This window comes from Burkholderia sp. E168m15, from assembly GCF_016586105.1.
GTDB classification, from domain to species: domain Bacteria; phylum Pseudomonadota; class Gammaproteobacteria; order Burkholderiales; family Burkholderiaceae; genus Burkholderia; species Burkholderia orbicola.
In genome coordinates this window covers 21245-46272 of the sequence record NZ_BCPO01000152.1, presented here as the reverse complement: position 1 = coordinate 46272, position 25028 = coordinate 21245, and the positions used below count along the sequence as shown (strand labels likewise).

The window sequence follows — 25028 nt, the reverse complement described above, 5'->3', positions numbered from 1 at the left end:
AGCGCCCCCGGAGCGGGGCGCGACACATCTACAAACAACGGAGACTCACGATGACACACCCCAGCGAGCGCCCGGCCGGCCCGGCCGGCGGCGCGGATGCCGTGCATGCCGACCCCGATGCGATGTTCGCGTCGCACGAAGCCGGCTATGCGAAGCAATTGAAGCCGCGGCACGTGCAGATGATCGCGATGGGCGGTGCGATCGGCACCGGCCTCTTTCTCGGCGCGGGCGGCCGCCTGCAAAGCGCGGGGCCGGCGCTCGCGCTCGTGTATCTCGTGTGCGGCGTGTTCGCGTTCCTGATCATGCGCGCGCTCGGCGAGCTCGTGATGCACCGGCCGACCAGCGGCAGCTTCGTGTCGTACGCACGGGAGTTCATGGGCGAACGCGCGTCGTTCGTCGCGGGCTGGATGTACTACCTGAACTGGGCGACGACCGGCATCGTCGACATCACCGCGGTCGCGATCTACATGAAGTACTGGGCCGTGTTCACCGACGTGCCGCAATGGGTGTTCGCGCTCGGCGCGCTCGGGATCGTGTCGGTGATGAACATGATCGGCGTGAAGGTGTTCGGCGAGATGGAGTTCTGGTTCTCGCTCGTCAAGGTCGGCACGCTTGCGGTGTTTCTCGCGGTCGGCGCGGTGTTTCTCGCGAGCGGCCATCCGGTGGCGGGGCAGATGACGGGGCTGCATCTCGTCGCGGATCACGGCGGGATCTTCCCGCACGGCATCCTGCCGGCCGTGCTGATCGTGCAGGGCGTCGTGTTCGCGTACGCGAGCATCGAGCTCGTCGGTGTTGCCGCGGGCGAGACGGCTGACGCGCGCAAGGTGCTGCCGAAGGCGATCAACAGCGTGATGTGGCGCATCGCGCTGTTCTATGTCGGCTCGGTCGTGCTGCTGACGATGCTGCTGCCGTGGACCGCGTACAGCGCGCACGAAAGCCCGTTCGTCACGTTCTTCAGCAAGCTCGGCGTGCCGTACGTCGGCACGGTGATGAACGTCGTGGTGCTGACCGCCGCGCTGTCGAGCCTGAATTCCGGTCTCTATTCGACGGGCCGCGTGCTGCGCTCGCTCGCGATGGGCGGCTCGGCGCCGCGTTTCGTGTCGCGGATGAACGCGCGCGGCGTGCCGTACGGCGGCATCCTGATCACGGTCGCGATCAACGCGATCGGCGTGCCGCTCAACTACATCGTGCCGGCCCAGGCGTTCGAGATCGTGCTGAACATGGCGTCGCTCGGGATCATCACGACGTGGGGCTTCATCGTGATGTGCCAGATCCTGTTCCGCCGCGCGGTCGATCGCGGCGAGATGAAGGCCGTGTCGTTCCGGATGCCGGGCGCACCATTCACGTCGTGGCTCACGCTCGCTTTCCTGGTCGGCGTGCTGGTGCTGATGGCGTTCGACTATCCGGGCGGCACGTGGACCATCGCGACGATTCCCGTCGTCGTGCTCGCGCTGGTGATCGGCTGGAAGCTGGCGAAACGCGGCGCCGAGCGCGAGCGGGCGGCGGCGATGCCTGCATCCGTGCGTGGCGTGGCGGACCCTGCGCAAAACGCGTGACGTGATGCACCCGGGGGCGCCGGTTCGTTCGCGGGCCGGCGCCCCCGGTACGTTTGGATCAAGTTGGGTTCAACCCGGTGCGCTCACCGACCCATCGGCCGAAATCGCCGGCCATCTCCGCGGTCAGCTCGTGGCCGGCCGCATACAGCCGCGTGTCGTGCGCGACGCCGAGCGCCGTCAGCTTCGCGTCGGCCTTGTCCGCCCACGAGACGGGCAGCTTGTCGTCGAAGCGGCCATGCATCACCAGCGCGTGCAGCGTGCTCAATGCATCGCGCGGCGCGATCAGCGGATCGATTTCCGGCAGGATGCGCCCGCACAGCACGGCGAACGCGCTGACGTCGCCCGGCGACGTGAGGCCGACGCTCGCGCTCATGATGCCGCCCTGACTGAAGCCGGCGATCACGGTCGGCAACGCGGGCGCGGCGCCATCCCGCGCGCGCAGCGCATGCAGCAGCGTGATCAGTTGCACGCGGCTCTCGTCCGCGCGCGCCGCATCGATTTCAGGGCCGTTCGGACCGAAACGCACCGGAAACCACGCATGCTGACTGGGCCCGAACGTCAGCGGGCCGCGCAGGAACGCGATTTCGATGTGCGGATCGATCACGTCGGCCACGTTCAGCAGGTTGGTTTCGTTGCCGCCGACGCCGTGCAGCAGCAACAGGCGGGCGGCGGGGCGGCCGGCGGCCGGGCGTAAACGGTACTGCAGGCCGGAATCGGGATCGGTGGTCAGCGGCAGGACGTCGGTCATCGCGTGGGTCCGGTTGGGGGAGTGATCCGACAGTCTAGAACGCCCGGCGGGGCGAGGTGAATCGCCGGATTGCGATTGATTCTTTCTCGCCAGGAATGAATTGACCGGCTTGAAAGTTTTTTGTCAGAATCGGGTGCGACCACCGACACACCGGGAGATCCGATGAATTCGACGAAAAGATTTGAAGCCGACGATGCCAAAGCTGAACGGCTTCCCAACGACGCGGGATTCGGCGCTCGCGGTTCCCATGAACCTCGTCGCAGCGCAGTGAGCGCGAACGAGCCGGCGCTGGAGCAGTGGGCGTGGCTGGCACCTCTGATCGGACCAATAGACCCGGAGTTTGAAAACGCGCTCGCGTCGCGACCCGCGATTTCAGACGAGAGCGGATGCATTTGACGTTGCGGCAGCAAGCGAATGCGCAAACGTTTTACCGGTATTCGACCGGATTGAATTGTCGGATCGAGAAATAAAAGAATGAATATCCAGATCCGATTTGCCTAGGTCACCGGGCAAGCCGGACGGGACACCCGGGCCAACAGTTAACGGCCCGTCCAATAAGAACTTTAGCCTTTTCTCCCTGCAATTAATCATTGCGATTTCCTCAATGGCCGATTGATTTTCGGTCATCGGACAGTCATACACCATCCCCGATAATTCGGCGCTCACATTCTTTCAATAGACCAAAGGGCGATCGAACCCGGATCGCTGCGGGGAGCTGTACTCATGACCATCCGTCATCGCATTACGCTGCTAGTCGTCCTGACGTTCTTCGCGCTGTCCGCGATCGGCATCTACGCCGTGTACCAGACGCGCAAGAGCGCATCCGAGGTGCGTCAGGTCACCCAGGGAATCGTGCCGAGCGCGCTCGCGTCGGCGGATCTCGTCGCCGATGTGAAGAACATCCAGATCGCGACGATGACGCTCGTCTACGCGCCCGACGCGAACACCGCCGCCCAGGCGCGCGACGAGCTGAAGGCGAAGCAGGCCGCGCTGCGCGCCGCACTCGACGCGCAGGCGAAATCGGCGGTCGGCCAGGCGCAGGTCGGGCTCGTCGCGCAGGCGAAGGACAGCGCCGCGAACTATTTCGCGGCGATCGCCGACACCGTGAAGATGAAGACGGACGGCAAGGCCGAGATGGCGCAGGCCTACCTGTTCGCGAACGTCGCGCAGTATCGCGATGAACTCGAAAGCATCGTCGACACGCTGCGCGTCGAGAAGAACCGCCAGAAGGACGACGCGATCGGCGCGCTGAACGGGATGCTCGCGACCACGGCGACCGCGATCGCGGGCGTCGCCGGCACGGTGATCGTGCTGCTGACCGCGCTCGGCTTCGTGCTGTATCGCCAGATCACGCGCCCGCTGATCGGGATGCAGACGGCGATGAGCGAGATCGCGACGAGCCAGGATTTCACGCGCCGCGTGCCGGTGGGCCGGATGGACGAGATCGGCCATTCGATCGTCGCGTTCAACGGGATGATCGGGAAGATCCAGGAGAACGCCGCGCAACTGAAGCAGAAGACGGCCGACATCCAGGCGATGCTGCAGAACATGCAGCAGGGCATCCTGACCGTCGTCGAGGGCGGCGTCGTGCACGCGGAGTATTCGGCGTACCTCGAAACCATCTTCGAGACGAACGACATCGCCGGCCGCGACCTGATGGCGCTCGTGTTCGACGATTCGGCGATCGGCGCCGACGCGCGCTCGCAGGTCGACGCGGCCGTGCACGCGTGCCTCGGCGAGGATAGCATGAACTTCGGGTTCAACGAACACCTGCTCGTCAACGAAGTCGCGAAGCGGATGCCGGACGGCCGCGAGAAGTGGCTCGACCTGAGCTGGTCGGCGATCACCGACGAGACCGACACGGTGGTGCGCCTGATGCTGTGCGTGCGCGACGTGACCGAGATCCGCGAGCTGACCGCGCAGGCCGGCGAACAGCAGCGCCGCCTCGAGATGATCGGCGAGATTCTGTCGATCAGCCAGGACAAGTTCCACGACTTCGTGCACAGCGCGAAGGGCTTCCTCAGCGAGAACGAGAGGATGATTCGCCAGCACGAGCGCGTCGATCATTCGATCGTCGCGGCGCTGTTCCGCAACATGCATACGATCAAGGGCAATGCGCGCACGTACAGCCTTCAGCATCTGACTAACATCGTCCACGAAGCGGAGCAGGCGTACGAATCGCTGCGCCGCGCGGACAGCGGCCCCGAGTGGAACCGCGACGCGCTGATGGAGGATCTGGCGCGCGTACGCGAGGCCGTCGACCACTACGCGACGATCAACGCGGTCACGCTCGGCCGTAGCGGCGAGCCGGCGCAGAACGGCGCCGATTTCCTGATGGTCGAGCGTGCGCACATCAGCGAGAGCCTGCGGGTGCTGGATGGCGCCGATCCGGCCAACGCGTCCGACTGGCACGCGGCGCGCGATGCGGTGCGCCGCATGCTGAGCCAGCTCGGCACGCAAGGGATCGGCGAAGCGCTCGGCGGCGTGATCGAATCGCTGCCGTCGCTCGCGGCCGAGCTTGGCAAGCCGGCGCCCGTCGTGCATATCGACAGCCACGGCCAGCGCGTGCGCAGCGAGATCGTCGCGACGCTGAAGAACGTGTTCATGCACCTGCTGCGCAATGCGATCGACCACGGGATCGAGTCATCCGACGCGCGGCGCGCGGCCGGCAAGCCGGCATCCGGCACGATCGACATCGCGGTCGGCGTGGGCGGCGGCGAACTGTGGTTCGTGCTCGCCGACGACGGCCGCGGCCTCGCGCTCGACCGGATTCGCGGCATCGCGCGCGAGCGCGGCTGGATCGATGCCGCAAGCGAAGCGGCGTTGTCCGACGAGGACGTCGCCGAGCTGATCTTCCGGCCGGGCTTCTCGACCGCGCAGACGGTGACCGAAGTATCGGGGCGCGGCGTCGGCATGGACGCGGTGCGCAATTTCCTGAAGCGCGACGGCGGCGATATCGCGCTGCGCTTCACCGACGATCGCGTCGGTGCCCCGTATCGCGCGTTCGAGACGATCGTGTCGCTGCCCGCGCGCTTCGCGGCGGACGGCGCCGCGCCCGGCACGGGGCACGCGCAACGCACACGCGTCGCGGATATCGACGCAGCGGAGTGACGGCGTGATCGTGCAGGCGTGGATGACTCAGATGGCCGCCGCGCTGGCGGGCGGCGTGATCGTCGCGATGGCGGCGGCGATCGTGTTTCGTGCGATGCGCCAACGGCTCGTCGCGACGCTGGCGCGCGAGGCCGACGCGTTGCACGACGCGCTCGACGCAGCCGCCGCACGCGCAGATGACGCGGCGTCCGCGCATGCGGAAGCGGCCGACGCATGGGCGCAACGCGAGGCGCAGCTCGGGGAGGCGCTGACGCGCGAGACCTCGACCAACGGCGCGCAGCGCGACGCGTTGCAGGCGCTGTCGGCCGACCGCGCGGCGCTCGCGCAGCATGCGATGAAGATCGCCGACGAAGCCGCGCGCCTGCGCGGGCTGGCCGCCACGTTCGAGCGCTGGCACGAACAGATGATCTCGCTGACCACGCAGAACCAGGACATGCGCGCGAAGAACCAGGAACTGTCGGCGATCGTCGCGCACGTGTCGATCGTGTCGCTGAACGCGTCGATCGAGGCGGCGCGCGCGGGCGCGGCCGGGCGCGGTTTCTCGATCGTCGCGAGCGAGGTGCGCGGGCTGGCCGCGCGCTCGCAGCAATTGTCGAACAGCTATCGCGACAGCCTGAACCGCAACGATCTCGTGACGGCCGCGACGTTCCAGGACATCCAGGCCGGCGGCAAGATGATCACGGCCGCGCTCGCGACCGTCGAGACGCTGGCCGGGCAACTGCATGCGCGGATCGAAGGAGAGGCCGCGTGATCAGCGCGCAGGCGAGGGCGGGTTTCGAGCGGATCTTCTTCGATGCCGCGCGCACGCGGCTCGCCGCCGGCGGCGCGTGCGACATCCGGCCGGCCGCCGGTCACGACCCCGACGCGCCCGATCGGGGGCACGCGAAGCCGCGATCGAAGCCGAAGGTGCCCGAGTATGTGGTCGTGCTGACGATCTCGGCGCTGCATTTCCGCCTGCTGCTCGCGCTGCGTTTCAGCGACGACGACGCGACGCGCCGCCATTTCGCCGGCGCGACGGCGGGCACGAACAGCCAGCGGCCGCTGACCGACGCGTTCATGGAAGTCGCGAACCTGTGTTGCGGCGCGATCAACCAGGCATTGACCACGCCGTTTCCCGATCTCGGGATGTCGACGCCTTACCTGCTGAGCGGCGCGAGCGTCGACTACCTGCATGCGCTCGCACCCGATTACGTGGCCGCGTACGACCTGACGCTCGACGGCGACGTGCGGGTCGGCGCGACGCTGTGCGTGTGCGCGAACGCGCCGGTCGATTTCCACGTGCCGGAAACGGCCGCGGTGGACACCGGCGGCGAGCTCGAACTGTTCTGACCGACCATCAGGAATCGATGAGATGACCGAAGACCAACCCGTCAGCAAGGTGCTCGTGCTCGATGACAGCCGCGTGCACGCCGATGCGATCAAGCGTTTCTGCGACGCCCACAACCTGGTCGGCCTGACCGTGCGGCGCAGCCGGCTGCTGAAGGTGCTGCGCTCGAACATCGACCTCGGCGCGATCCTGCTGGCCGAGGATTACGGCGGCTCGCCAGTCGAGAGCGCGATCATCGCGACGCAGATCGACGCGCTGCGCCCGGAACTGCCGATCATCCTGCGCCGCGAATCGCTGGCGTCGCGCGACGGGCTGCCCGATGTACTCGCGCGGGTCGCGTGCGCGGCCTACGTCGCCGACGACATGACGCCGCTCGCGCGCGCGATCGACGAATACCTGTTCAGCCGCGACTACCCGAACGCGCTGGTGCGCGGCATCTCGGAGATCACCGAGGCGCGCATCGACAGCCTGTTCCCGGGGATGACGATCGAGCACGACACGCCGTGCATCGTGCGCGACCAGATCATCTTCGGCGAGGTGTTCAGCCTGATCGCGCTCGAAAGCGCATGGTGCCGCGGCTACATGCTGCTGCAGACGAGCGAGCAGCCGCTGCTCGACATGCTCGGCGGCACGCGCGACGGCGGCCGCGCGCCGGATTTCCGCGACGTGAACAGCGTGCTCGGCGAGCTGACCAACCTCGTGTGGGGCGCGTTCAAGAACCGCTATCTCGGCGACGCCGAGGCGCTGGCGCGCCATCCGGTGCAGGTGCCGCTCGTCGTCAATCACAAGCAGAAGTTCATCTCGTTCGGCGGCGACTGTCCGCAGCTCTGTTTCAAGTACCGGATGACCGATCCGGCATCGGGGCGTTCGGTCCGTCTCGACCAGCGTTTCGTGTTCAGCCTGAGCTGGTCGCCGGAGGATTTCCGCGAATCGGTGCAGGACGTCGGGCCGATGGTCGAGGCGGGCGAACTCGAACTGTTTTGAATGTTGAAGTCAGCAACGACGAAAGGGGAATACGACATGGCAAAGATTCTGGTGGTCGACGATTCGGGCACGGTGCGCGACGAAGTGGCAGGCTTCCTGCGCAATCACGGGCTCGACGTCGCGACGGCCGTCGACGGCAAGGACGGGCTCGCGAAGCTCAAGGCGACGCCCGGCGTGCGTCTCGTGATCAGCGACGTGAACATGCCGAACATGGACGGCCTGACGATGGTCGAGAAGATTCGCGGCGAACTGGCGAACACGGCGGTCAACGTCGTGATGCTGACGACCGAAAGCAGCCCGGCGATGAAGGAGCGTGGCAAGGCCGCCGGCGTGAAGGGCTGGATCGTGAAACCGTTCAAGGGCGACGCGGTGCTCGACGCGCTGAAGAAGCTCGCGGGCTGACGCGCGCGGCCGGCGAGCCGCTTGCGGACGCAATTTACAGCGTGCCGGGATGTCCGTATCCTGCCGGATGCCGAGGGCGGCGTGGCGGCGCATCGTGTGCCGCGCGCCCGGCATTGACGAACATCAGGAGCGGAACGAAGCAGATGGCATCCGAAATCGGGCGACCCGCTGCGCAGCACATCGAGTGGCGGATCGCGAAGGGCATCGTTTTTACCATCGTGGGCACGTGCATGCTGATCGGCGTCGCGCTGTATGCGCAGTCGACACGCGAATTCCTGCGAACGTCGGTCGTCGTGCCGGGGCGCGTGCTCAAGCTGAACGCGGGTCCGCATCATCCGGAGATCGCGTTCACGACGCTCGCGGGCGAGCACGTCGAATATGCGCAGGGCGGCGCCGTCAGCGTCGAGGACGGCGCGACGGTCGAAGTGCGCTATGCGCCGGACGCGCCGAGGACGACCGCGCGGATGAACACGTTCGGCGCGATCTGGGGCGATGTGCTGGCGTTCGGCGTGATGGGCGCGGTCTTTTTCGTCGGCGGGGTCGGTCAGTTGCGGTCGGGCGTTCGCATGTGGCGCAGCGGGCGCAAGCGGACGTGACCGCCCGCTGCGCGCTGAAACTTGTCGCACCCGGCAAGTAGAACATCATGGCGCTCACATGGCACGGCGGGCCGATCCGGTCGTCACGCACACGATTGCATGTGCGGCGTCGCAGTACGTTGCCTCGTTACTTCACAGGACATTCCAGCATGACAATTCGCTTGATGCCGTGGCTCATCGCGATCGGCGCCGCATTCGCGGGCTTCCCCGCGCACGCGGCCGGTACCGCGCATTCGCTCGACCAAGTGCCCGGGAAGCTCGGTTCGCCCGAAGCCCGTGCCGCGTATGCGCGCGACATGAGCGGCGCGGAAGCGGACGGTTTCGGCGTGCACCTGCCGCCCGGCTTCACGAAGGAGGGGCTGGCGGCGCAGCTTGCCCCGGGCCAGCCGCTTGCGCGTGTCGTGCTGGTCGGCGCGAAACCGTGGCCGCAACGCCCCGGGGCGTTCGTCGCGATCGTGTGCGTGGCACCGACCGACGAGATTGCGCGCGAGGTGCTGCGATTCCGTGCGCCCACCGATTGCGAAGGCTTCGAGAGCCGCGCCGAGGCCGATGACCGGAAGGAATTCGTCTGGCTGGGCGTGTTCGAACGCGGTACGGACGGCGTGCCGCGCCTCGTCGCGCGGACCGAACAGCCGCTCGAACAGGCGATCGACTGGAGCGACACGAATCTCGACAGTCCCGACTACATCGAGCAGACGAAGCAGTCGCGTGATGTCGCGTTACGGCCCGAGCGGTGGTCGCGGTTCGATCTCGCGCCGTATACGCTGCGGGCGGGCGATGCCGCGTTCGGGGTGCGGGCGGGCTGGTCGATCGGCTATGCGGGCGGTGGTGCGTCGTTCGAGGCGCTGTACCTGTTCCGGATCGACGGCAAGACGCTGCGCGTCGTGTTCGCGCAGCCGATGATGTTTTACCGGGATATTGCCGGCGATTGGCATCGCGACGGCACGCGCGATCACGACATCACGGAAGGCAGCAATGCGCTGAGCGTGCTGTCGACGTCGACGGATGGCTTCCACGACTTGCAGTTGCGAGAGCGCGGCGGCAAATGGCGCCGGACGTTTCGCTGGTCTGCTGCCGATGGCGAGTACCAGCCGCGCTGACGCACCGGCCCGTTAGCGGCCCGCCGCCGTCGCGAATTCGTCGACGACGGCTTCGATCACCGCCTGCACGCGTGCGGTCTTGTAGAGATCGGCATGCGCGACGAGCCACACGTCGAAATGATTGCACCGCTGCGGCATGAGCCGCACTAGATCCGGCTCGGTGTCGGCGCGGAAGCACGGCAGCTCCGCAATGCCGAGCCCGGCCAGTGCGGCTTCCACCAGCATCATCGTCGACGAGGTCTGGAACATCACGCGGCCGCGTGAAGTCGGTTCGCCGCACAGCGCGTCCCACATCGTCGGCACCACCGGTTGCTGATACATCACCAGATCGTGCCCGTCGAACGCGCTGCCCGCGACCGGTTCGCCCCGTTCGGCCAGATAGCGGCGTGACGCATAGATGCCCGTTTCGAGATGCCCGAGCCGCCTGACGATCAGGTCCGGCGATTCCGGCCGCAACGTGCGAATCGCGAGATCCGCTTCGCGGCGCGTGAGGTTGGTGATTTGCGCCGACGTCACGCACACGACGTCGATGCCGGCATGCCTGCGCCGCAAGTTGGCGATTGCGGGCACGACGAAACGCTTGCCGAGCGTGTCGGTCGTGGCGATGCGCACGGACCCGGCCAGTTGCTCGTCGAGCCCCATCACGCGGCGTTCGATCGTCAGCGATGCGCGTTCCATCGTTTCGGCCGGTTCGAGCAGCGCTTCGCCGGCGGTCGTCAGCACATAGAGGGATGGCGTGCGCAGAAACAGCCGGGCAGACAGTTCGTCCTCGAGCGCGGCGATCCGCCGCCCGACCGTTGCCTGATCGACGTTCAGCTGCGCCGCGGCGCCGCGCAGCGTGCCGGTGCGCGCCAGCGCGAGGAAGAAGCGGGCGTTGTCCCAGTTCATACGGATCGATTGTGTCATCGGGCAAGCGGCGGCGGACGGGAATCGGTGATGCAGATCTGCATCAGGCCAATGCGAAATTATCACTTTTCCGCATCGCGCGCCGGGTCCTAGACTCCGGGCATCTGCCTGGAGGTGTCATGTCCGATTGCCATTCCGTTTCCGTCCCCGTTTCCACCGTTCCGCTGGCCGCGCCGGGCCGCCCGACGGCGCGCGAGCAGCGCCTGACGCTGGCGCTCGTCGCGATCGGCATGTTCATGGCGGTGCTCGATTCGACGATCGTCAACGTGGCGCTGCCGGCAATGCGCACGAGCCTCGGCGCGACGGTCGCGGAACTCGCGTGGATCGTCGACGCGTATACGCTCAGCTTCGCCGCGCTGATCCTCGCGGGCGGCGCGCTGTCCGACCGGTTCGGCGCGAAGCGCGTGTATCTCGCCGGGCTGGCGCTGTTCGTCGGTGCATCGGCGGCGTGCGGCGTCGCGTCGTCGGTGGCGCTCCTGGTGGCCGCGCGTTTCGCGCAGGGCATGGGCGCCGCGCTGTTCTTGCCCGCGTCGCTCGCGATCGTGCGCAGCACCTTCGACGTGCCGGCCGAACGGGCGCGGGCGATCGCGGTGTGGGCCGGCATCGCGTCGGTCGCGGTCGCCGTGGGGCCGGTGCTTGGCGGGCTCCTCGTCGACGATTTCGGCTGGCGCAGCGCGTTCCTGATCAACGTGCCGACTGGTGCGGTCGCCTTTGCCGGCGCGGCGGCGCTGGTTCGGGCAGCGGCCGCGCGGGAGGTGCGCCAGTTCGACTGGGTCGGCCAGTGCGTCGGTGCGGCGGCGCTCGGCGCGCTGTGTTTCGCGGTGATCGAATTGCCCACGCGCGGCGCCGGCGCCACCGAGGTCCGGTGCGCGCTGCTGATCGCCGTGCTCGCGGCCGCCGTGCTGGTCGCCGTCGAGCGGCGTGCCCGTCATCCGATGGTGCCGCTCGCGTGGTTTCGCAATCGCGTGTTCGTCGCGATGAACCTGATGGGCAGTCTCGTCTATGTCGGCTACTTCGGGCTGCTGTTCGTGCTGAGCCTGTACCTGCACGGACGCTTCGGCATGAGCGCGCGGCAGATCGGGCTGACGTTGTTGCCGTTCGCGCTGAGCCTGTCGCTCGGCAATCTGCTGTCGGGAAAACTGCATGGCCGGGTTCGCCCCGTCACGCTGATGGCGAACGGCCTCGCGATGGCGGCGCTGGCCGTTCCGGCGATCGCGCTTGCGCTCGCGCTGCGTGCGCCGTGGCTAGTGGTCTGGATGGCCATGGCCGCATTCGGTACCGGCACCGCGCTGTCGGTGGCGCCGATGATCGCGACGGTGCTCGAACAGGTGCCTGCCGACGCGGCAGGTGTGGCATCCGGATTCCTCAACGCGGCGCGTCAGGCCGGCAGCCTGCTCGGCGTGGCCATCGCAGGCGCCGCGACGATCCTGTTGCCGGATCTGACCGATGCGCTGTGGGCGGTCGCGGCGCTCGGGGGCGTCGCCTACGCGATCGCCGCGCTGGCGGCGAGGGCGGCCGGCCGTGCGGAAGCCGCGCAACGGGGGCATTGACGCTCGCGCGGCATCGCGCGTTGCGCCGTGGCCGGCAGGCCGCCACGCACGCGCATGCGGCGGCGCGGCTGGACGCCGTGCGGAATGTGGAGGACCATTTCCTCGACATGCCGCGAGCGGGCGGGCGCGATGGACGCTCGTTCGCCTCGCCGCGAAACCTGCCGAACCCCGTCGAGCGGAACACCATGGAACCCATTCACGAGACTGCCGAGCCGATCCTGCTGCGCGACGCGCACGACGGCGTCGTCACGCTGCGCCTGAATCGCCCGCAGCAGTTCAACGCGTTGTCCGAAGCGATGCTCGCGGCCCTGCACGATGCGTTCGACACGCTGGCGGCCGATCCGCACGTGCGCTGCGTCGTGCTGGCCGCCGAAGGCAAGGCGTTCTGCGCCGGGCACGACTTGCGACAGATGCGCGGCAAGCCCGAACTCGACTACTACCGCACGCTGTTCGCGCAGTGCAGCCGCGTGATGCTCGCGATGCGCGCGTTGCCGGTGCCGGTGATCGCGCGCGTGCACGGCATCGCGACGGCGGCCGGCTGCCAGCTCGTCGCCGCGTGCGACCTCGCGATCGCGGCCGATACCGCGCGCTTCGCGGTATCCGGCATCAACGTGGGGCTGTTCTGCTCGACGCCCGCCGTCGCGTTGAGCCGCAACGTCACGGCCAAGCGCGCGTTCGACATGCTGATGACCGGGCGCTTCGTCGATGCGGCGACGGCCGCCGCGTGGGGGCTCGTCAACGAAGCCGTGCCCGAGGACGCGCTCGATGCGGCCGTCGCGCGCAAGGTCGCGGAGATCGTCGCGAAGAGCCCCGCCGCGGTGCGTTATGGCAAGCAGATGTTCTATCGTCAGCGCGAGTTGCCGCTCGACGAAGCCTATGCGTATGCGGGCGACGTGATGGCGCGCAACATGATGGAAGAGGATGCGGGCGAGGGGATCGACGCGTTCCTCGAGAAGCGGAAGCCGACGTGGCGTTCGTGATGCGTTGACGGAGGCGGGCGGGGAGCGCGTCGTATCGCGTCGTTGTGAGCAACGCGCAACGACGTATCGCATCGTCGCTGGTGCGCGTCGGCGGGGCGCCATAAACGCAGACAGGCCGCCAAGGCAGCCCGCAGGTAAGTACACGGTATGCGCGGCGACGCGGTTGCGCACCGCCGCACTGCAGCAGCGACGCCGGTCAGCGCCCGTAGCTGCCCGTCCGCAGCGCTGGCTGCACGCTCGCCGCACCGGGCGGCACGATCACGACCGGCACGCGGCGCGCGAGCGCGCACATCAGCTCATAGCCGATCGTGCCGCTGGCTTCCGCAACATCGTCCACCTTCACCTGGTCGCCCCACAGCTCGACGCGCGAGCCGATGCCCGCGTTCGGGCACGGCGTCAGGTCGACGGTCAGCATGTCCATCGACACGCGGCCGACGACGCGCGTCATCACGCCGTCCACCGCGATCGGCGTACCGGTCGGCGCGTGGCGCGGATAGCCGTCTGCGTAGCCGCATGCGACCACGCCGATCCGCATCGGCCGGTCGGCCGTGAAGCGGCGGCCGTAGCCGACCGTTTCGTCGGGCGCGAGCGTCTGCACGCCGATGATCTTGCTGCTCAGCGTCATCGCGGCCATCAGCGGCGTGTCGGCGATATGCCGCGCCGCGCCGGTCGGCGACGCGCCGTACAGGATCGTGCCGGGTCGCACCCAGTCGCGGTGCGCGCGCGGATGCCACAGCACGGCCGCCGAATTCGACACCGAGCGCTCGCCCGGAATCCCGGCCGTGGTCGCGTCGAACTGGTCGAGTTGCCAGTCGACCTCGCCTTCGTCGGCGTTCGCGAAATGCATCATCAGCGTGATCTTGCCGATCGACGGCGCACTCGCCGCGCGTTCCCACGCGGCGCGGAACGCGGCCGGCCGGTAGCCGAGCCGGTTCATGCCGGAATTCATCTTGAGCTGGATGTCGATCGGCTGCCGCGGCTTCGCGGCGATCAGCAGGTCGAGCTGTTCGTCGCAATGCACGGCGACCGTCAGCCGGTGGTGATCGGCCAGCTCGACGTCGGCCGGCTCGAAGACGCCTTCGAGCAGCAGCACGGGCTTGTCCCAGCCGAGTTCGCGCACGCGCACGGCTTCGTCGAGATCGAGCAGCGCGATGCCGTCGGCGGCCGCGAGGCCCGGGTAGATCCGTTCGATGCCGTGGCCGTACGCGTTGGCCTTGATCACGGCCCACACGCGCGATTGCGCGGCGGTGCGGCGGATGAAGTCGAGGTTGTGGCGGACGGCGTCGGGGCGGATATGGGCGACGATGGGACGGGGCATGGCAAGGGCTCGGGTCGGATGTCGTTCGGCGCACGGCGGCGCGGAGGGAAACGGGCCGGCTGGCGCGATGGCGCGTCAAGCCAGTGTCGAGCGCTATCTTATTGGTGTTCGACCAGTTTTAATTAACGTATTTGTCGACGATTTGGTGGAAATTTTGGTGTCGTCGCGGCCCGGGCGCCTTCCCCGGCGGCCTGCGCGGCCGAGTCTCCCATCTAGAAAACCGGTGCCCGAACGGCACGGCGCAATGCTAAGCTCTCGGCGATCTTGTCATTGATCAATGTAATCATAACGGAGGAGACTTTGATGACGACGTCCCAGCTGTGCCTGTTCATCGTGGCGCTGTTGCCGTTCCCGATGACGTTTCTCGCCAAGGCCCGCAAGGGGTACGACAACTGCGCGCCGCGCGACTACCTGGCGAAGCTCGAAGGCTGGCGGGCCCGCGCCCAGGCCGCCCATCAGAATGCGTGGGAAGCGCTCGCGCTGTTCACCGCCGCGCTGGTGGTGGCGTGGCACAACGGCGCGAACGTGCATCGCGTCGACCAGCTCGCGATGGCGTTCGTCGCGATCCGCATCGTCTATGCGTTGATGTACCTGCTGAACTGGGCGTCGCTGCGTTCGCTCGTGTGGTTCGGCGGCATGGCGTGCATCGTCGCGCTGTTCTTCGCCACACCGTAAGCGGCCTGGCATGCCGGCTCTCGTCAGGCGCCGCCCGCGCCTCGTGCGTGACTGTCATTGGATGCGGGCGCAACCTTCTTCGAGACGAACGGCGGCGCGTCCGCTTCGCTGCGCAGGAACGCGATCAACGGATCGAGCAGCCGGTGTCGCGTCGACGGATGGCGGCGTAACACGAAGCGCCATGACGCATCGCGCGAGAGGCCCGGCACCAGCGGCACCAGACGCCCGCTGCGCAGTTCGGGCTCGATCAGCGGCACGCGGCCGAGCGCAATGCCCGCGCCGCCGACGGCCGCGCCGATCACCTGGCTGAAACTGCTGTAACGGACGATCTTCGTGTCGAAGTCGTCCGGCAAGCCGAAATGCACCGCCCAGTTGCGCCAGTCGATCTCGGGGCTGTCCTCGTGCATCTCCTGCAGCAGCCGCGAGCGGCAGACGTACCCCGATGCGTACGGAAACAGCTCGGGGCTGCAGACCGGAAACACGGTTTCCCGCATCAGCACGTCGTCGTCGGCGCGCAGCCGGTGCGCGGGCACGTGCACGATCGCGAGGTCGACGCCGCTGCGCGCGAAATCCGGCTCGTCGTCGAGCACCACCGCATGCAGCGGGGTATCGGGATGAAGCGACGAGAATTCCGCCAGCCGGCGTGCGAGCCACATCGACGAAAACGGCGCGTTGGCGGATACGGTGAGCCGTTGCGCGGTGCCGCGAATCTCGGCGCACGCGTCGTTGAGACGCGACAGCGCATCGCTGACGGCCGGCAGCAGGCGCGTACCGGCCGGCGTGAGGCTGATGCCGCCGAGCCCCGTGCTGCGTTCGAGCAGCCTTGCACCCAGCGATTCCTCGAGCGAACGGATCTGGTGGCTGACCGCGCTGGTCGACACGTTCAGCTCGACCGCCGCGCGCGCGAACCCGCCGAGGCGGACGGCCGCCTCGAAAGCACGCAGTGCGCTGAGGGGAGGAAGGTGCGACATGCGGGGTATTGTAGTTGACTCAACACCCGTTGAAAAATCATCTTTTGCCGCGCGCGGGCGGCGCGGGTAGCCTCGATCCGGTCAAGAAAAACGCAACGAAACACCGACTGGAGGCTTCATGTATTTCGACCGACGACTATGGGCAATGATGGCGGGATTGCGCTGGCGGGTGGCGGCGGCCGTCGCGCTCGGGCTGCTCGCGATGGGTGTCGGCATCCTCCGCTTCGTATTCCTCGGCCGCGTGCTGGCGCTGGTTTTTTCCGGCGCGCCGGCGCGCAGCATCGGCGAAGCCGTCGTTGCAACGGCGGCCTGTGTGCTGTTGCGTGCGTGGCTCGATCATCGCCGCACGGTGCTTGCGCAGCACACGGCCGGCCGCGTGCAAGCCACGCTGCGCGCGCGGCTGTTCGACCGGATCGCCGCGCTCGGCCCCGCATGGTTCAGCGGCGAACGCACGGGCGGCGTGATGCTGGCCGTCGTCGACGGCGTCGAGCAGTTGCAGACCTTCTTCGGCGTCTACCTGCCGCAACTCGTGATCGCCGCGTGCGCGCCGCTGATGATCTTCGCGGTGCTCGCGTGGTGGGACGTGCCGACGGCCGCGGTCCTGCTGGTCGCGGCGCTCGTCACGCTCGCGCTGCCGCAGCTCGTGCATCGTGCGGACAAGCGCGCGGCGCTCGCCCGTTCGGCCGCGTTCAAGGCGTTCGGCGAGGAGTTTCTCGACGCGGTGCAGGGCCTGCCGACGCTGAAGGCGTTCGGGCAGAGCACCGCGTTCGGCGCGAAGCTGGCCGCGAAGGCGCGGGCGCTGTCGGACAGCACGTTCTGGGTGCTCGCGCTCGGGCTGCTGACGCGGCTCTTCACGGATCTGGGCACCGGCCTCGGCGCGGCCGCGGCGATCGCGGTAGGCGCGTGGCGCGTGCGGCACGGCGACATGAGCCTCGAAGCGCTGCTGATCGTGCTGATGGCCGGCAGCGAGATCTTCCGGCCGCTGCGCGACCTGCGCGCGGTGCTGCATCAGGGGATGATCGGCCAGTCGGCGGCGAATGCGATCCATGCGCTGCTCGACGCGGGCAGCCATGCCCCTTCCGTCGACGCACCGCGCGTACCCGGCCTGCGGCCGGAGATCGCGTTCGATCACGTCAGCTTCGCGTATCCGGGGCGCCGCGCGGATGCCCATGCGGCGTTGAGCTTCACCGTGCGCGAGGGTGAGACGGTCGCGATCGTCGGGCCGAGCGGGGCCGGCAAGTCGACCATCGTGCGCCTGCTGCTGCGCCAGCACGACGCGCAGGGCGGCGCGGTCCGGATCGGCGGCCACGATGTGCGCACGCTCGATGCCGACCAGGTGCGCGAGATGATCGCGGTCGTCGCGCAGGATGCGACGCTGTTCGACGGCAGCGTCGCCGACAATCTGCGGCTCGGTCGCCCGGACGCGAGCGACGCGGACATGATCGCTGCCGCGCGCGCGGCCAATGCGCACGACTTTATCTCGGCGCTGCCCGACGGCTACGCGACGCGCATCGGCGAACGCGGGCTCATGCTGTCGGGCGGCCAGCGCCAGCGCATCGCGATCGCCCGCGCGCTGCTGCGCGATGCGCCGATCCTGTTGCTCGACGAGGCGCTGTCGTCGGTCGATGCGGAAAACGAAGCGCTGATCCAGCAGGCGCTCGACCGGCTCACGCGCGGGCGCACGACGCTCGTGCTCGCGCACCGGCTGTCCAGCGTGATCGGCGCCGATCGCATCCTGGTGCTCGACCAGGGGCAGGTGGTCGACGAAGGGACGCATGCGGCGCTGATCGCGCGCGACGGCCCGTATCGCCGGCTGATGGGGCCGCAACTGGAAGCGGTCGCCGAGTCCGTCGGCGCGACGGCGGCGGCGGGCACGACCGCCCGCGCGTCGTCGGGCCCGCAGGTGCGGCCGCTGAACGACGACGCGGCGACGATCGGCTGGCCGGAAACGTTGCAGACCCTGCTGCGCTTCGTGCGTCCGTGGAAGGGCAAGGTGGTGCTGACCGTGCTGTTCGGGATCGGCCGCGTGCTCGCGTTCATCGGCGTCGGCGTGCTCGGCGCGCGGGTGGTCGGCGCGGTGCCGAGCGGTCACGTCGGCACGGGGCTGGTGACCGCGCTGCTCGTGATCGCGCCGGTCGCGGCCGTGCTGCACTGGCTCGAATCGTGGCTCGCGCACGACATGGCGTACCGGCTGCTCGCGGAAATGCGCATCGCGCTGTTCGCGACGCTCGAACGGCTCGCGCCGGCCGGGCTGCTGCGCCGCCGTTCCGGCGATCTCGTGTCGCTCGCGACGCAGGACGTCGAGACCGTCGAATATTTCTATGCGCATACGCTGGCGCCCGCGTTCGTCGCGGTGCTCGTGCCGGCCGGCGTGCTGGTGCTGCTCGCGTCGGTCGCATGGCCGCTCGCGCTCGTGCTGCTGCCGTTCCTGCTGTGGGCTGGGCTCGCGCCCGTGCTGGCCCGGCGCGACGTCGACCGGCTCGGCACCGGCGCGCGCGACGCGCTCGGCCAACTCGGCGCGCATCTGACCGAAACGATCCAGGGCCTCGCGGAACTGACCGCGTTCCAGGCGATCGCGCGCCGGCGCGCGGCATTCGTGGCCGAAGTCGACGCGTATCGCCGGCAGCGCGCGAAGCTGCTCGACGATCTGTCGACGCAAAGCGCCGCGCTGGAAGTCGCCAGCGGGCTCGGCGGGCTGGCGGTCGCGGCGCTCGGCGCGTGGTGGTGCGCACGCGGCGGGTTCCCGCGCGAGTCGTTGCCGCTGCTGGTGTTGGTCGCGGTGGCCGCGTTCATGCCGGTGGCCGAAATCGGCCAGGTCGCGCGCCAGCTTGCCGACACGATCGCGTCGGCGCGCCGCTTGCGCGCGCTGGAGAAGGAACCCGTGACGGTGACCGACGGTGCGCATGCGATGCCCGGCAATCCGGCGGTGCGGTTCGACGCGGCGTCGTTCACGTATCCGGGGCGCAGCGTGCCCGCGCTCGACCGCGTGAGCTTCGAGGTGCCGCCCGGCAGCACGGTCGCGCTGGTCGGCGCGTCGGGCGCCGGCAAGTCGACGGTCGCGAGCCTGCTGCTGCGTTTCTGGGACCCGCAGCAGGGCCGTGTCACGCTCGGCGGCGTCGATCTGCGCGATCTGCGGCTCGACGACCTGCGGCAGCACATCGCGCTCGTCGCGCAGGACACCTATCTGTTCAACGACACGCTCGAGGCGAACATCCGGCTCGCCGCGAACGACGCGTCGGATGAGGACGTGCAGCGCGCGATCGACCACGCGGCGCTCGGCGATTTCGTCGCGCGACTGCCGGACGGGCTCGCGACGCGCGTCGGCGAGCGCGGCGTGCAGTTGTCGGGCGGCCAGCGCCAGCGTGTGGCGATCGCACGCGCGTTCCTGAAGGATGCGCCGGTGCTGATCCTCGACGAGGCGACGTCGCACCTGGACACGATCAGCGAGCAGCAGATCCGCGCGGCGCTGGAGGACCTGATGACGCAGCGCACGTCGATCATCATCGCGCACCGCCTGTCGACCGTGCGCAATGCCGACCTGATCCTCGTGATGGAGCAGGGCGCCGTGATCGAGGCCGGCCGCCACGCGGAGCTGCTGGCACGGCAGGGCGCGTATGCGCGGCTCGTGTCGCATCAGGCGAGCGGAGTCGCGGCGTGAGCGGCGCGGCATCGGTGCGCCGTCGTTCGGCGATGCCGCGCGAATTCCGCAATCTGCGTTGAGCCGCGCCGGCGGTTGCCGGCCTGGCGCCCACGGTCGTCCCGCCGAGGCGGCTGGTTGAATCGCCGGCCGTCCGCGCAAACCGATGTGCGGGCAGCGATGGCGCGGTCGTCATCCTGCCGCACGCGTTGCGCTGGACGGCCGTCGTGCCGGCCCGCGCCAGCCGCTGCAACCTTCCCTTCAGCCCTTTGCCTCGAGCCCGCCTGCACGCCCGCCCCGTGCATGTCGCCCCCCGCCGCCGCTTTCCTCCGATCTATCCGCGCCGCGCGCCGCGGGTTTGCCTCGATGCATTTATTTGTTGCGGACTTTTTTGTTGTCGTAGTATCGCCATTGACAACACTTGTTGCACTAAGGTCTAATTCAACATCGCATGTTGCGGTGCGGCTTGATGTCGTCGTTCCCCGGCCAGCCGGCCGGTTACATCGCTCAACCATGCGGAGAAATGCCATGAGTCGCCGTTCCTTCCTGAAAGCCGTCGCGGTTGCTGCCGCGCTCGGCGCCAGCCTCGCGCACGCGGACACCAAGACGCTCGTCGTCGGGACCGATACGTCGTTCATGCCGTTCGAGTTCAAGCAGGGCGACAAGTACGTCGGCTTCGATCTCGACCTGTGGGCCGAGATCGCGAAGGACCAGGGCTGGAAATACACGATCCAGCCGATGGATTTCGCGGGCCTGATCCCGGCGCTGCAGACGCAGAACATCGACGTCGCGCTGTCCGGGATGACCATCAAGGAAGAGCGCAAGAAGGCGATCGACTTCTCCGCGCCGTACTACGACAGCGGGCTCGCCGCGATGGTGCAAGCCGGCAATACGTCGATCAAGTCGATCGACGACCTGAACGGCAAGGTGATCGCCGCGAAGACGGGCACCGCGACGATCGACTGGATCAAGGCGCACCTGAAGCCGAAGGAGGTCCGTCAGTTCCCGAACATCGACCAGGCCTATCTCGCGCTGGAAGCCGGCCGCGTCGACGCGGCGATGCACGATACGCCGAACGTGCTGTTCTTCGTGAACAACGAAGGCAAGGGCAAGGTGCAGGTCGCGGGCCAGCCGGTCAGCGGCGACAAGTACGGGATCGGCTTCCCGAAGGGCAGCCCGCTCGTGCCGAAGGTCAATGCGTCGCTCGTGAAGATCAAGGCCGACGGCCGCTACGCGCAGATCTACAAGAAGTGGTTCGGCGCCGAGCCGCCGAAGATGTGAGCGTGACCACGCGCCATGGCGCGGCCGGGTGGCCGCGCCGGTCTTGAATCGAACGGGGAGCGACAAGTGAATTTCGATTGGTCGGCGATCTGGGCGGCGTTGCCGGACCTGATGGACGGGGTCCGGTTGACGGTGTTCATCGCATTACTGGGGCTGGTGGGCGGTTTCATCGTCGGGATGATCGCGGGCATGTTCCGCGCATACGGACCGAAGGCGATGAACGTGCTCGCACAGGTCTATATTGAATTGATCCGCGGCACGCCGATCGTCGTGCAGGTGATGTTCCTGTATTTCGCGCTGCCGCTGCTCGCGCATATCCGCATCGACGGCCTGACGGCCGCGATCATCGCGATCACGGTGAATTCCGGCGCGTATCTCGCGGAAGTGGTGCGCGGCGCGCTGCTGTCGATCCCGAAGGGGCTGACGGAGGCGGGGCTCGCGATGGGCCTGTCGATGCCGCGCGTGCTGCTGAAGATCGTCGGGCCGCTGGCGTTCCGGCGGCTGATTCCGCCGCTCGGCAACCAGTGCATCGTGAGCCTGAAGGACACGTCGCTGTTCATCGTGATCGGCGTGGGCGAACTGACGCGCAAGGGGCAGGAAATCATCGCGGGCAATTTCCAGGCGGTCGAGATCTGGAGTGCGGTGGCCGTCATCTATCTGATACTGACCGGCGCGATGACGCTGACGCTGCGGATCGTCGAGAAGAGGATGCGTATCTTATGAGCATGATCGAATTCCAGAACGTGTCGAAGAGCTTCGGCCACGTGCCGGTGCTGAAGAACATCGACCTGAAGATCGACGCGGGCGAGGTGGTCGTCGTGGTCGGCCCGTCGGGTTCGGGCAAGTCGACGATGCTGCGCTGTATCAACGCGCTCGAGAAAATCACCGGCGGCGAGCTGCTGGTCGACGGCCAGAGCGTGCGCGGCAACGCGACGACGATCCGCAACATCCGGCTCGAAGCCGGCATGGTGTTCCAGCAGTTCAACCTGTTCCCGCAAATGACCGCCCTCGAGAACGTGATGTTCGGGCCGATGCAGGTGCGAGGCGCGTCGCGCGCCGACGCGCGTGACCAGGCGATGGCGCTGCTCGACAAGGTCGGCCTCGAATCGCGCGCGAATCATTACCCGTCGGAGCTGTCGGGCGGCCAGCAGCAGCGCGTCGCGATCGCGCGTGCGCTCGCGATCCGGCCGCGGCTGATGCTGTTCGACGAGCCGACGTCGGCGCTCGATCCGGAACTGCGCCATGAAGTGCTGAAAGTAATGCAGGATCTCGCGACCGAAGGGATGACGATGATCGTCGTCACGCACGAGATCGGCTTCGCGAAGCGGGTCGGCACGCGGCTGCTGTTCATGGATCAGGGCGGCATTGCCGAGGACGGCCATCCGGTCGACCTGATCGACCGGCCGCCGACGCCGCGCCTGAAGGAATTCCTGAAACACGTATCCTGAACGGAACCGAACCCGCCGACATGCCGCTTTCCCTTTCCCCCGTCATCGCCGGCACGCCGTTCGACATCGGCGTGCGCCTGGGCGAGCTTGCCCGCCCGGTATTCGACGCGTACATGCAGCAGAGCAGCGCATGGGAGGCCGTGCGCCGCTGGCGCGGTCATCCGTTCGTCGCGGTGCTGCGGCAGGCCGCGCTTGCCGCGTATCCCGATCTCGTCGCGGAGCTCGACGGCATCGCGGCGGGCATCGGCTGGCCGGCCGAGGACATCTTCCTGTGGAACTGCCGCGGCGAGCTGATCCACAACGCGCCGGACGGCTGCACGACGCTCGCCGCTCGCGAGGCGAACGGCACGCGCTGGATCGCGCACAACGAGGACGGCGATCCGTACCTGCGCGAGCGCTGCCTGCTCGTCGACGTGCAGCCGGTGGGCAAGCCGGGTTTCATCAGTTTCTACTACCCGGGATCGCTGCCGGGCCATACCTTTGCCGCGAACCGCGCGGGCATCGCGCAGGCGATCAACAACCTGCGAATCCGCACGCCGGCGCCGGGCGTGCCGCGCATGATCCTCGCGCGCGCCGTGCTCGACGCGACGTCGCTCGACGCAGCCGCCGACGTGCTGCGATCGCATGCGCGCGCGAGCGGCTTTCATCACACGCTCGGGGCGACCGGCGATGCGCGCTTGCTGAGCATCGAGGCGAGCGTCGCACGCTGCTCGATCGTCGACGTCGCGCGGCTGGCCGGCCATGCGAACCATCTCGTGCATCCCGGCTGCGACGCGGAAGCGCAGATCGTCACGCAGTCGTCGGCCGACCGCCAGCGCCGCGTCGATACGCTGACGCCGGGCATCGATACGATCGACGCAGCCGCGCTGCTGAGCGTGCTCGGCGATCGCGCGCCGGAAGGGCTGCCGATCTACCGCGACGATCCGGCCGATCCCGACGACGAGAACACGCTGGCGACCGCGGTGTTCGAGATTCATGACACCGCGATCGACTTCACTGTCCATCAACACGGCACGCAGCGCTTCGCGACGCGTATCGTGCCGTCCGGACGCGCACACCGCGCATCCTGATCCATGAGGCCACGCATGACGACCGTTTTCCATCGCGCCCCGCGCGCCACCTTGCCCGTTGCCGTCGCAGGCGACGGCATCGAGATCATCGATTCGACCGGCAAACGCTATATCGATGCGTGCGGTGGCGCGGCCGTATCGTGTCTCGGGCACAGCAACCAGCGCGTGATCGACGCGATCAAGCGACAGGCGCAGCAATTGCCTTACGCGCATACGTCGTTCTTCACGACCGACGTGGCCGAGGCACTGGCCGACCGGCTCGTCGACGCCGCGCCGGCCGGGCTCGACCACGTGTACTTCGTGTCGGGCGGCTCGGAGGCGATCGAGGCCGCGCTGAAGCTCGCGCGCCAGTATTTCGTCGAGAAGGGCGAGCCGCAGCGCCGTCATTTCATCGCCCGGCGCCAGAGTTATCACGGCAACACGCTCGGCGCGCTCGCGATCGGCGGCAATGCCTGGCGGCGCGAGCCGTTCCTGCCGCTGCTGATCGAAGCGCACCACGTGAGCCCGTGCTATGCGTACCGCGACCAGCAGGCGGGGGAAACCGACGAAGCGTACGCGCAGCGCCTCGCGGACGAGCTCGAACGGAAGATCGTCGAACTCGGCGCGGAAAACGTCGCGGCGTTCGTCGCGGAAACGGTAGTGGGCGCGACGGCCGGCGCGGTGCCGCCGGTGCGCACGTACCTGAAGAAGATTCGCGCGGTGTGCGACAAGTACGGTGTGCTGCTGATTCTCGACGAGATCATGTCGGGGATGGGGCGCACGGGCTATCTGTATGCATGCGACGAAGACGACGTCGCGCCCGATCTGCTGACGATCGCGAAAGGGCTCGGTGCGGGCTACCAGCCGATCGGTGCGACGCTGGTGAGCGACCGTATCTATCGAACGATCGTCGACGGCTCGGGCTTCTTCCAGCACGGTCACACCTACCTCGGCCACGCGACCGCCTGCGCGGCCGCGCTCGAAGTGCAGCGCGTGATCGCCGAAGACAAGCTGCTTGACAACGTGAAGGCGCGCGGCGAGCAACTGCGTGCGTCGTTGCGCGAGCATTACGGCACGCATCCGCATGTCGGCGACGTGCGCGGCCGCGGGCTGTTCGTCGGCGTCGAGCTCGTGCGCGATCGCGACACCAAGGCGACCTTCGACCCCGCGTTGAAGCTGCATGCGGCGGTCAAGCGCGAAGCGATGCAGCGGGGGTTGATGGTGTATCCGATGGGTGGCACGATCGACGGCGTGCACGGCGACCACATCCTGGTCGCGCCGCCGTTCGTGTGCACCGCGCAGCAGATCGACACGATCGTCGAGCGGCTGTCCGGCGCGATCGGCGCGGCGCTCGCGTCGGCCGGCGCATGAACCCCGATCTCATCGAAT

The 25028-nt window shown here is 68.2% G+C and carries 22 protein-coding genes; 18 read left to right on the top strand and 4 right to left on the bottom strand.

All coding sequences use genetic code 11. The features are described 5' to 3' along the window. Positions 1 to 50: 50 nt before the first annotated feature. Positions 51 to 1556: an amino acid permease gene (locus JMF86_RS22225; RefSeq protein WP_011547998.1), complete on the top strand. Its 1506-nt coding sequence runs from the start codon at positions 51 to 53 to the stop codon at positions 1554 to 1556. 58 nt (positions 1557 to 1614) lie between these two features. On the opposite strand, the gene JMF86_RS22220 is transcribed toward JMF86_RS22225, so the two are convergent. Continuing rightward, positions 1615 to 2304: an alpha/beta hydrolase gene (locus tag JMF86_RS22220; protein WP_011547997.1), complete on the bottom strand. Its 690-nt coding sequence runs from the start codon at positions 2302 to 2304 to the stop codon at positions 1615 to 1617. Between the two features lie 162 nt (positions 2305 to 2466). Here JMF86_RS22220 and JMF86_RS22215 point away from each other — a divergent pair, with 162 nt between their 5' ends. The 8 genes from JMF86_RS22215 (at position 2467) to JMF86_RS22180 (ending at position 9824) form a co-directional block, all read left to right on the top strand. After that, positions 2467 to 2700, top strand: a complete 234-nt coding sequence (locus tag JMF86_RS22215; protein WP_226138881.1) for a virulence-associated protein — start codon at positions 2467 to 2469, stop codon at positions 2698 to 2700. A gap of 327 nt (positions 2701 to 3027) precedes the next feature. Beyond that, positions 3028 to 5415 (top strand): MCP four helix bundle domain-containing protein, encoded by a 2388-nt coding sequence (locus tag JMF86_RS22210; RefSeq protein WP_011547995.1) that lies wholly within the window; start codon positions 3028 to 3030, stop codon positions 5413 to 5415. A gap of 22 nt (positions 5416 to 5437) precedes the next feature. Then, the gene (locus JMF86_RS22205) at positions 5438 to 6166 is read left to right on the top strand and encodes a methyl-accepting chemotaxis protein (RefSeq protein WP_011547994.1); all 729 of its coding nucleotides are present in this window, start codon (positions 5438 to 5440) and stop codon (positions 6164 to 6166) included. Further along, on the top strand, positions 6163 to 6744 hold the full coding sequence (locus tag JMF86_RS22200) for a hypothetical protein (RefSeq protein ID WP_011547993.1): 582 nt from the start codon (positions 6163 to 6165) through the stop codon (positions 6742 to 6744). Before JMF86_RS22205 ends, JMF86_RS22200 begins: the two co-directional genes overlap by 4 nt. A gap of 22 nt (positions 6745 to 6766) precedes the next feature. Beyond that, entirely contained in the window at positions 6767 to 7726 is a 960-nt protein-coding gene (locus tag JMF86_RS22195; protein WP_011547992.1) for a chemotaxis protein CheX, read from the top strand. 36 nt (positions 7727 to 7762) lie between these two features. Next, positions 7763 to 8128, top strand: coding sequence for a response regulator (locus JMF86_RS22190; protein WP_006486240.1), 366 nt, complete (start codon positions 7763 to 7765; stop codon positions 8126 to 8128). A gap of 143 nt (positions 8129 to 8271) precedes the next feature. Continuing rightward, positions 8272 to 8724, top strand: coding sequence for a DUF3592 domain-containing protein (locus JMF86_RS22185; RefSeq protein WP_011694701.1), 453 nt, complete (start codon positions 8272 to 8274; stop codon positions 8722 to 8724). A gap of 149 nt (positions 8725 to 8873) precedes the next feature. Beyond that, positions 8874 to 9824 carry a hypothetical protein gene (locus JMF86_RS22180; RefSeq protein WP_011547990.1) on the top strand — a complete coding sequence of 317 codons (951 nt, stop codon included), beginning with the start codon at positions 8874 to 8876 and terminating at the stop codon, positions 9822 to 9824. 12 nt (positions 9825 to 9836) lie between these two features. Here the strand turns inward: JMF86_RS22180 and JMF86_RS22175 are convergent, their stop codons facing one another. Further along, a complete protein-coding gene (locus JMF86_RS22175) occupies positions 9837 to 10712 on the bottom strand; it encodes a LysR family transcriptional regulator (RefSeq protein ID WP_027808959.1) in 876 nt (291 codons plus the stop codon). A gap of 137 nt (positions 10713 to 10849) precedes the next feature. Between JMF86_RS22175 and JMF86_RS22170 the strand changes: the two genes are divergently transcribed. Together JMF86_RS22170 and JMF86_RS22165 are read left to right on the top strand one after the other, a co-directional pair. After that, on the top strand, positions 10850 to 12280 hold the full coding sequence (locus tag JMF86_RS22170; protein ID WP_011547988.1) for an MFS transporter: 1431 nt from the start codon (positions 10850 to 10852) through the stop codon (positions 12278 to 12280). A gap of 185 nt (positions 12281 to 12465) precedes the next feature. Then, positions 12466 to 13260: an enoyl-CoA hydratase gene (locus tag JMF86_RS22165; protein ID WP_027811768.1), complete on the top strand. Its 795-nt coding sequence runs from the start codon at positions 12466 to 12468 to the stop codon at positions 13258 to 13260. 196 nt (positions 13261 to 13456) lie between these two features. Here the strand turns inward: JMF86_RS22165 and alr are convergent, their stop codons facing one another. Next, positions 13457 to 14578 carry an alanine racemase gene (gene alr / locus JMF86_RS22160; RefSeq protein WP_011547986.1) on the bottom strand — a complete coding sequence of 374 codons (1122 nt, stop codon included), beginning with the start codon at positions 14576 to 14578 and terminating at the stop codon, positions 13457 to 13459. A 303-nt stretch (positions 14579 to 14881) separates the two neighbouring features. Here alr and JMF86_RS22155 point away from each other — a divergent pair, with 303 nt between their 5' ends. Further along, on the top strand, positions 14882 to 15253 hold the full coding sequence (locus JMF86_RS22155) for an MAPEG family protein (RefSeq protein WP_011547985.1): 372 nt from the start codon (positions 14882 to 14884) through the stop codon (positions 15251 to 15253). Positions 15254 to 15276: 23 nt separating this feature from the next. Here JMF86_RS22155 and JMF86_RS22150 read toward each other — a convergent pair whose 3' ends face one another. Continuing rightward, the gene (locus JMF86_RS22150; protein WP_011547984.1) at positions 15277 to 16224 is read right to left on the bottom strand and encodes a LysR family transcriptional regulator; all 948 of its coding nucleotides are present in this window, start codon (positions 16222 to 16224) and stop codon (positions 15277 to 15279) included. 118 nt (positions 16225 to 16342) lie between these two features. On the opposite strand from JMF86_RS22150, the gene JMF86_RS22145 reads away from it, so the two are divergent. From JMF86_RS22145 to JMF86_RS22120, 6 genes are all read left to right on the top strand, one after another. Next, a complete protein-coding gene (locus JMF86_RS22145) occupies positions 16343 to 19882 on the top strand; it encodes an ABC transporter ATP-binding protein (RefSeq protein ID WP_011547983.1) in 3540 nt (1179 codons plus the stop codon). 507 nt (positions 19883 to 20389) lie between these two features. Then, on the top strand, positions 20390 to 21142 hold the full coding sequence (glnH, locus tag JMF86_RS22140; protein ID WP_011547982.1) for a glutamine ABC transporter substrate-binding protein GlnH: 753 nt from the start codon (positions 20390 to 20392) through the stop codon (positions 21140 to 21142). Positions 21143 to 21157: 15 nt separating this feature from the next. Then, entirely contained in the window at positions 21158 to 21865 is a 708-nt protein-coding gene (gene glnP / locus JMF86_RS22135; RefSeq protein WP_011547981.1) for a glutamine ABC transporter permease GlnP, read from the top strand. Continuing rightward, a complete protein-coding gene (gene glnQ / locus JMF86_RS22130; protein WP_011547980.1) occupies positions 21862 to 22590 on the top strand; it encodes a glutamine ABC transporter ATP-binding protein GlnQ in 729 nt (242 codons plus the stop codon). The genes glnP and glnQ overlap by 4 nt, the downstream gene beginning before the upstream one ends. Positions 22591 to 22610: 20 nt before the next feature. Continuing rightward, positions 22611 to 23660 (top strand): C45 family peptidase, encoded by a 1050-nt coding sequence (locus JMF86_RS22125; RefSeq protein ID WP_011547979.1) that lies wholly within the window; start codon positions 22611 to 22613, stop codon positions 23658 to 23660. A 15-nt stretch (positions 23661 to 23675) separates the two neighbouring features. Further along, complete coding sequence (locus tag JMF86_RS22120) at positions 23676 to 25010, top strand: aspartate aminotransferase family protein (RefSeq protein ID WP_011547978.1); 1335 nt, start codon at positions 23676 to 23678, stop codon at positions 25008 to 25010. Positions 25011 to 25028 lie beyond the last annotated feature (18 nt).

Coding starts and splice junctions, on each gene's coding strand:
- JMF86_RS22225 (WP_011547998.1), top strand. CDS start 51: ATGACACACCCCAGCGAGCGCCCGGCCGGCCCGGCCGGCGGCGCGGAT.
- JMF86_RS22220 (WP_011547997.1), bottom strand. CDS start 2,304: ATGACCGACGTCCTGCCGCTGACCACCGATCCCGATTCCGGCCTGCAG.
- JMF86_RS22215 (WP_226138881.1), top strand. CDS start 2,467: ATGAATTCGACGAAAAGATTTGAAGCCGACGATGCCAAAGCTGAACGG.
- JMF86_RS22210 (WP_011547995.1), top strand. CDS start 3,028: ATGACCATCCGTCATCGCATTACGCTGCTAGTCGTCCTGACGTTCTTC.
- JMF86_RS22205 (WP_011547994.1), top strand. CDS start 5,438: ATGACTCAGATGGCCGCCGCGCTGGCGGGCGGCGTGATCGTCGCGATG.
- JMF86_RS22195 (WP_011547992.1), top strand. CDS start 6,767: ATGACCGAAGACCAACCCGTCAGCAAGGTGCTCGTGCTCGATGACAGC.
- JMF86_RS22190 (WP_006486240.1), top strand. CDS start 7,763: ATGGCAAAGATTCTGGTGGTCGACGATTCGGGCACGGTGCGCGACGAA.
- JMF86_RS22185 (WP_011694701.1), top strand. CDS start 8,272: ATGGCATCCGAAATCGGGCGACCCGCTGCGCAGCACATCGAGTGGCGG.
- JMF86_RS22180 (WP_011547990.1), top strand. CDS start 8,874: ATGACAATTCGCTTGATGCCGTGGCTCATCGCGATCGGCGCCGCATTC.
- JMF86_RS22175 (WP_027808959.1), bottom strand. CDS start 10,712: ATGAACTGGGACAACGCCCGCTTCTTCCTCGCGCTGGCGCGCACCGGC.
- JMF86_RS22170 (WP_011547988.1), top strand. CDS start 10,850: ATGTCCGATTGCCATTCCGTTTCCGTCCCCGTTTCCACCGTTCCGCTG.
- JMF86_RS22165 (WP_027811768.1), top strand. CDS start 12,466: ATGGAACCCATTCACGAGACTGCCGAGCCGATCCTGCTGCGCGACGCG.
- alr (WP_011547986.1), bottom strand. CDS start 14,578: ATGCCCCGTCCCATCGTCGCCCATATCCGCCCCGACGCCGTCCGCCAC.
- JMF86_RS22155 (WP_011547985.1), top strand. CDS start 14,882: ATGACGACGTCCCAGCTGTGCCTGTTCATCGTGGCGCTGTTGCCGTTC.
- JMF86_RS22150 (WP_011547984.1), bottom strand. CDS start 16,224: ATGTCGCACCTTCCTCCCCTCAGCGCACTGCGTGCTTTCGAGGCGGCC.
- JMF86_RS22145 (WP_011547983.1), top strand. CDS start 16,343: ATGTATTTCGACCGACGACTATGGGCAATGATGGCGGGATTGCGCTGG.
- glnH (WP_011547982.1), top strand. CDS start 20,390: ATGAGTCGCCGTTCCTTCCTGAAAGCCGTCGCGGTTGCTGCCGCGCTC.
- glnP (WP_011547981.1), top strand. CDS start 21,158: ATGGCGCGGCCGGGTGGCCGCGCCGGTCTTGAATCGAACGGGGAGCGA.
- glnQ (WP_011547980.1), top strand. CDS start 21,862: ATGAGCATGATCGAATTCCAGAACGTGTCGAAGAGCTTCGGCCACGTG.
- JMF86_RS22125 (WP_011547979.1), top strand. CDS start 22,611: ATGCCGCTTTCCCTTTCCCCCGTCATCGCCGGCACGCCGTTCGACATC.
- JMF86_RS22120 (WP_011547978.1), top strand. CDS start 23,676: ATGACGACCGTTTTCCATCGCGCCCCGCGCGCCACCTTGCCCGTTGCC.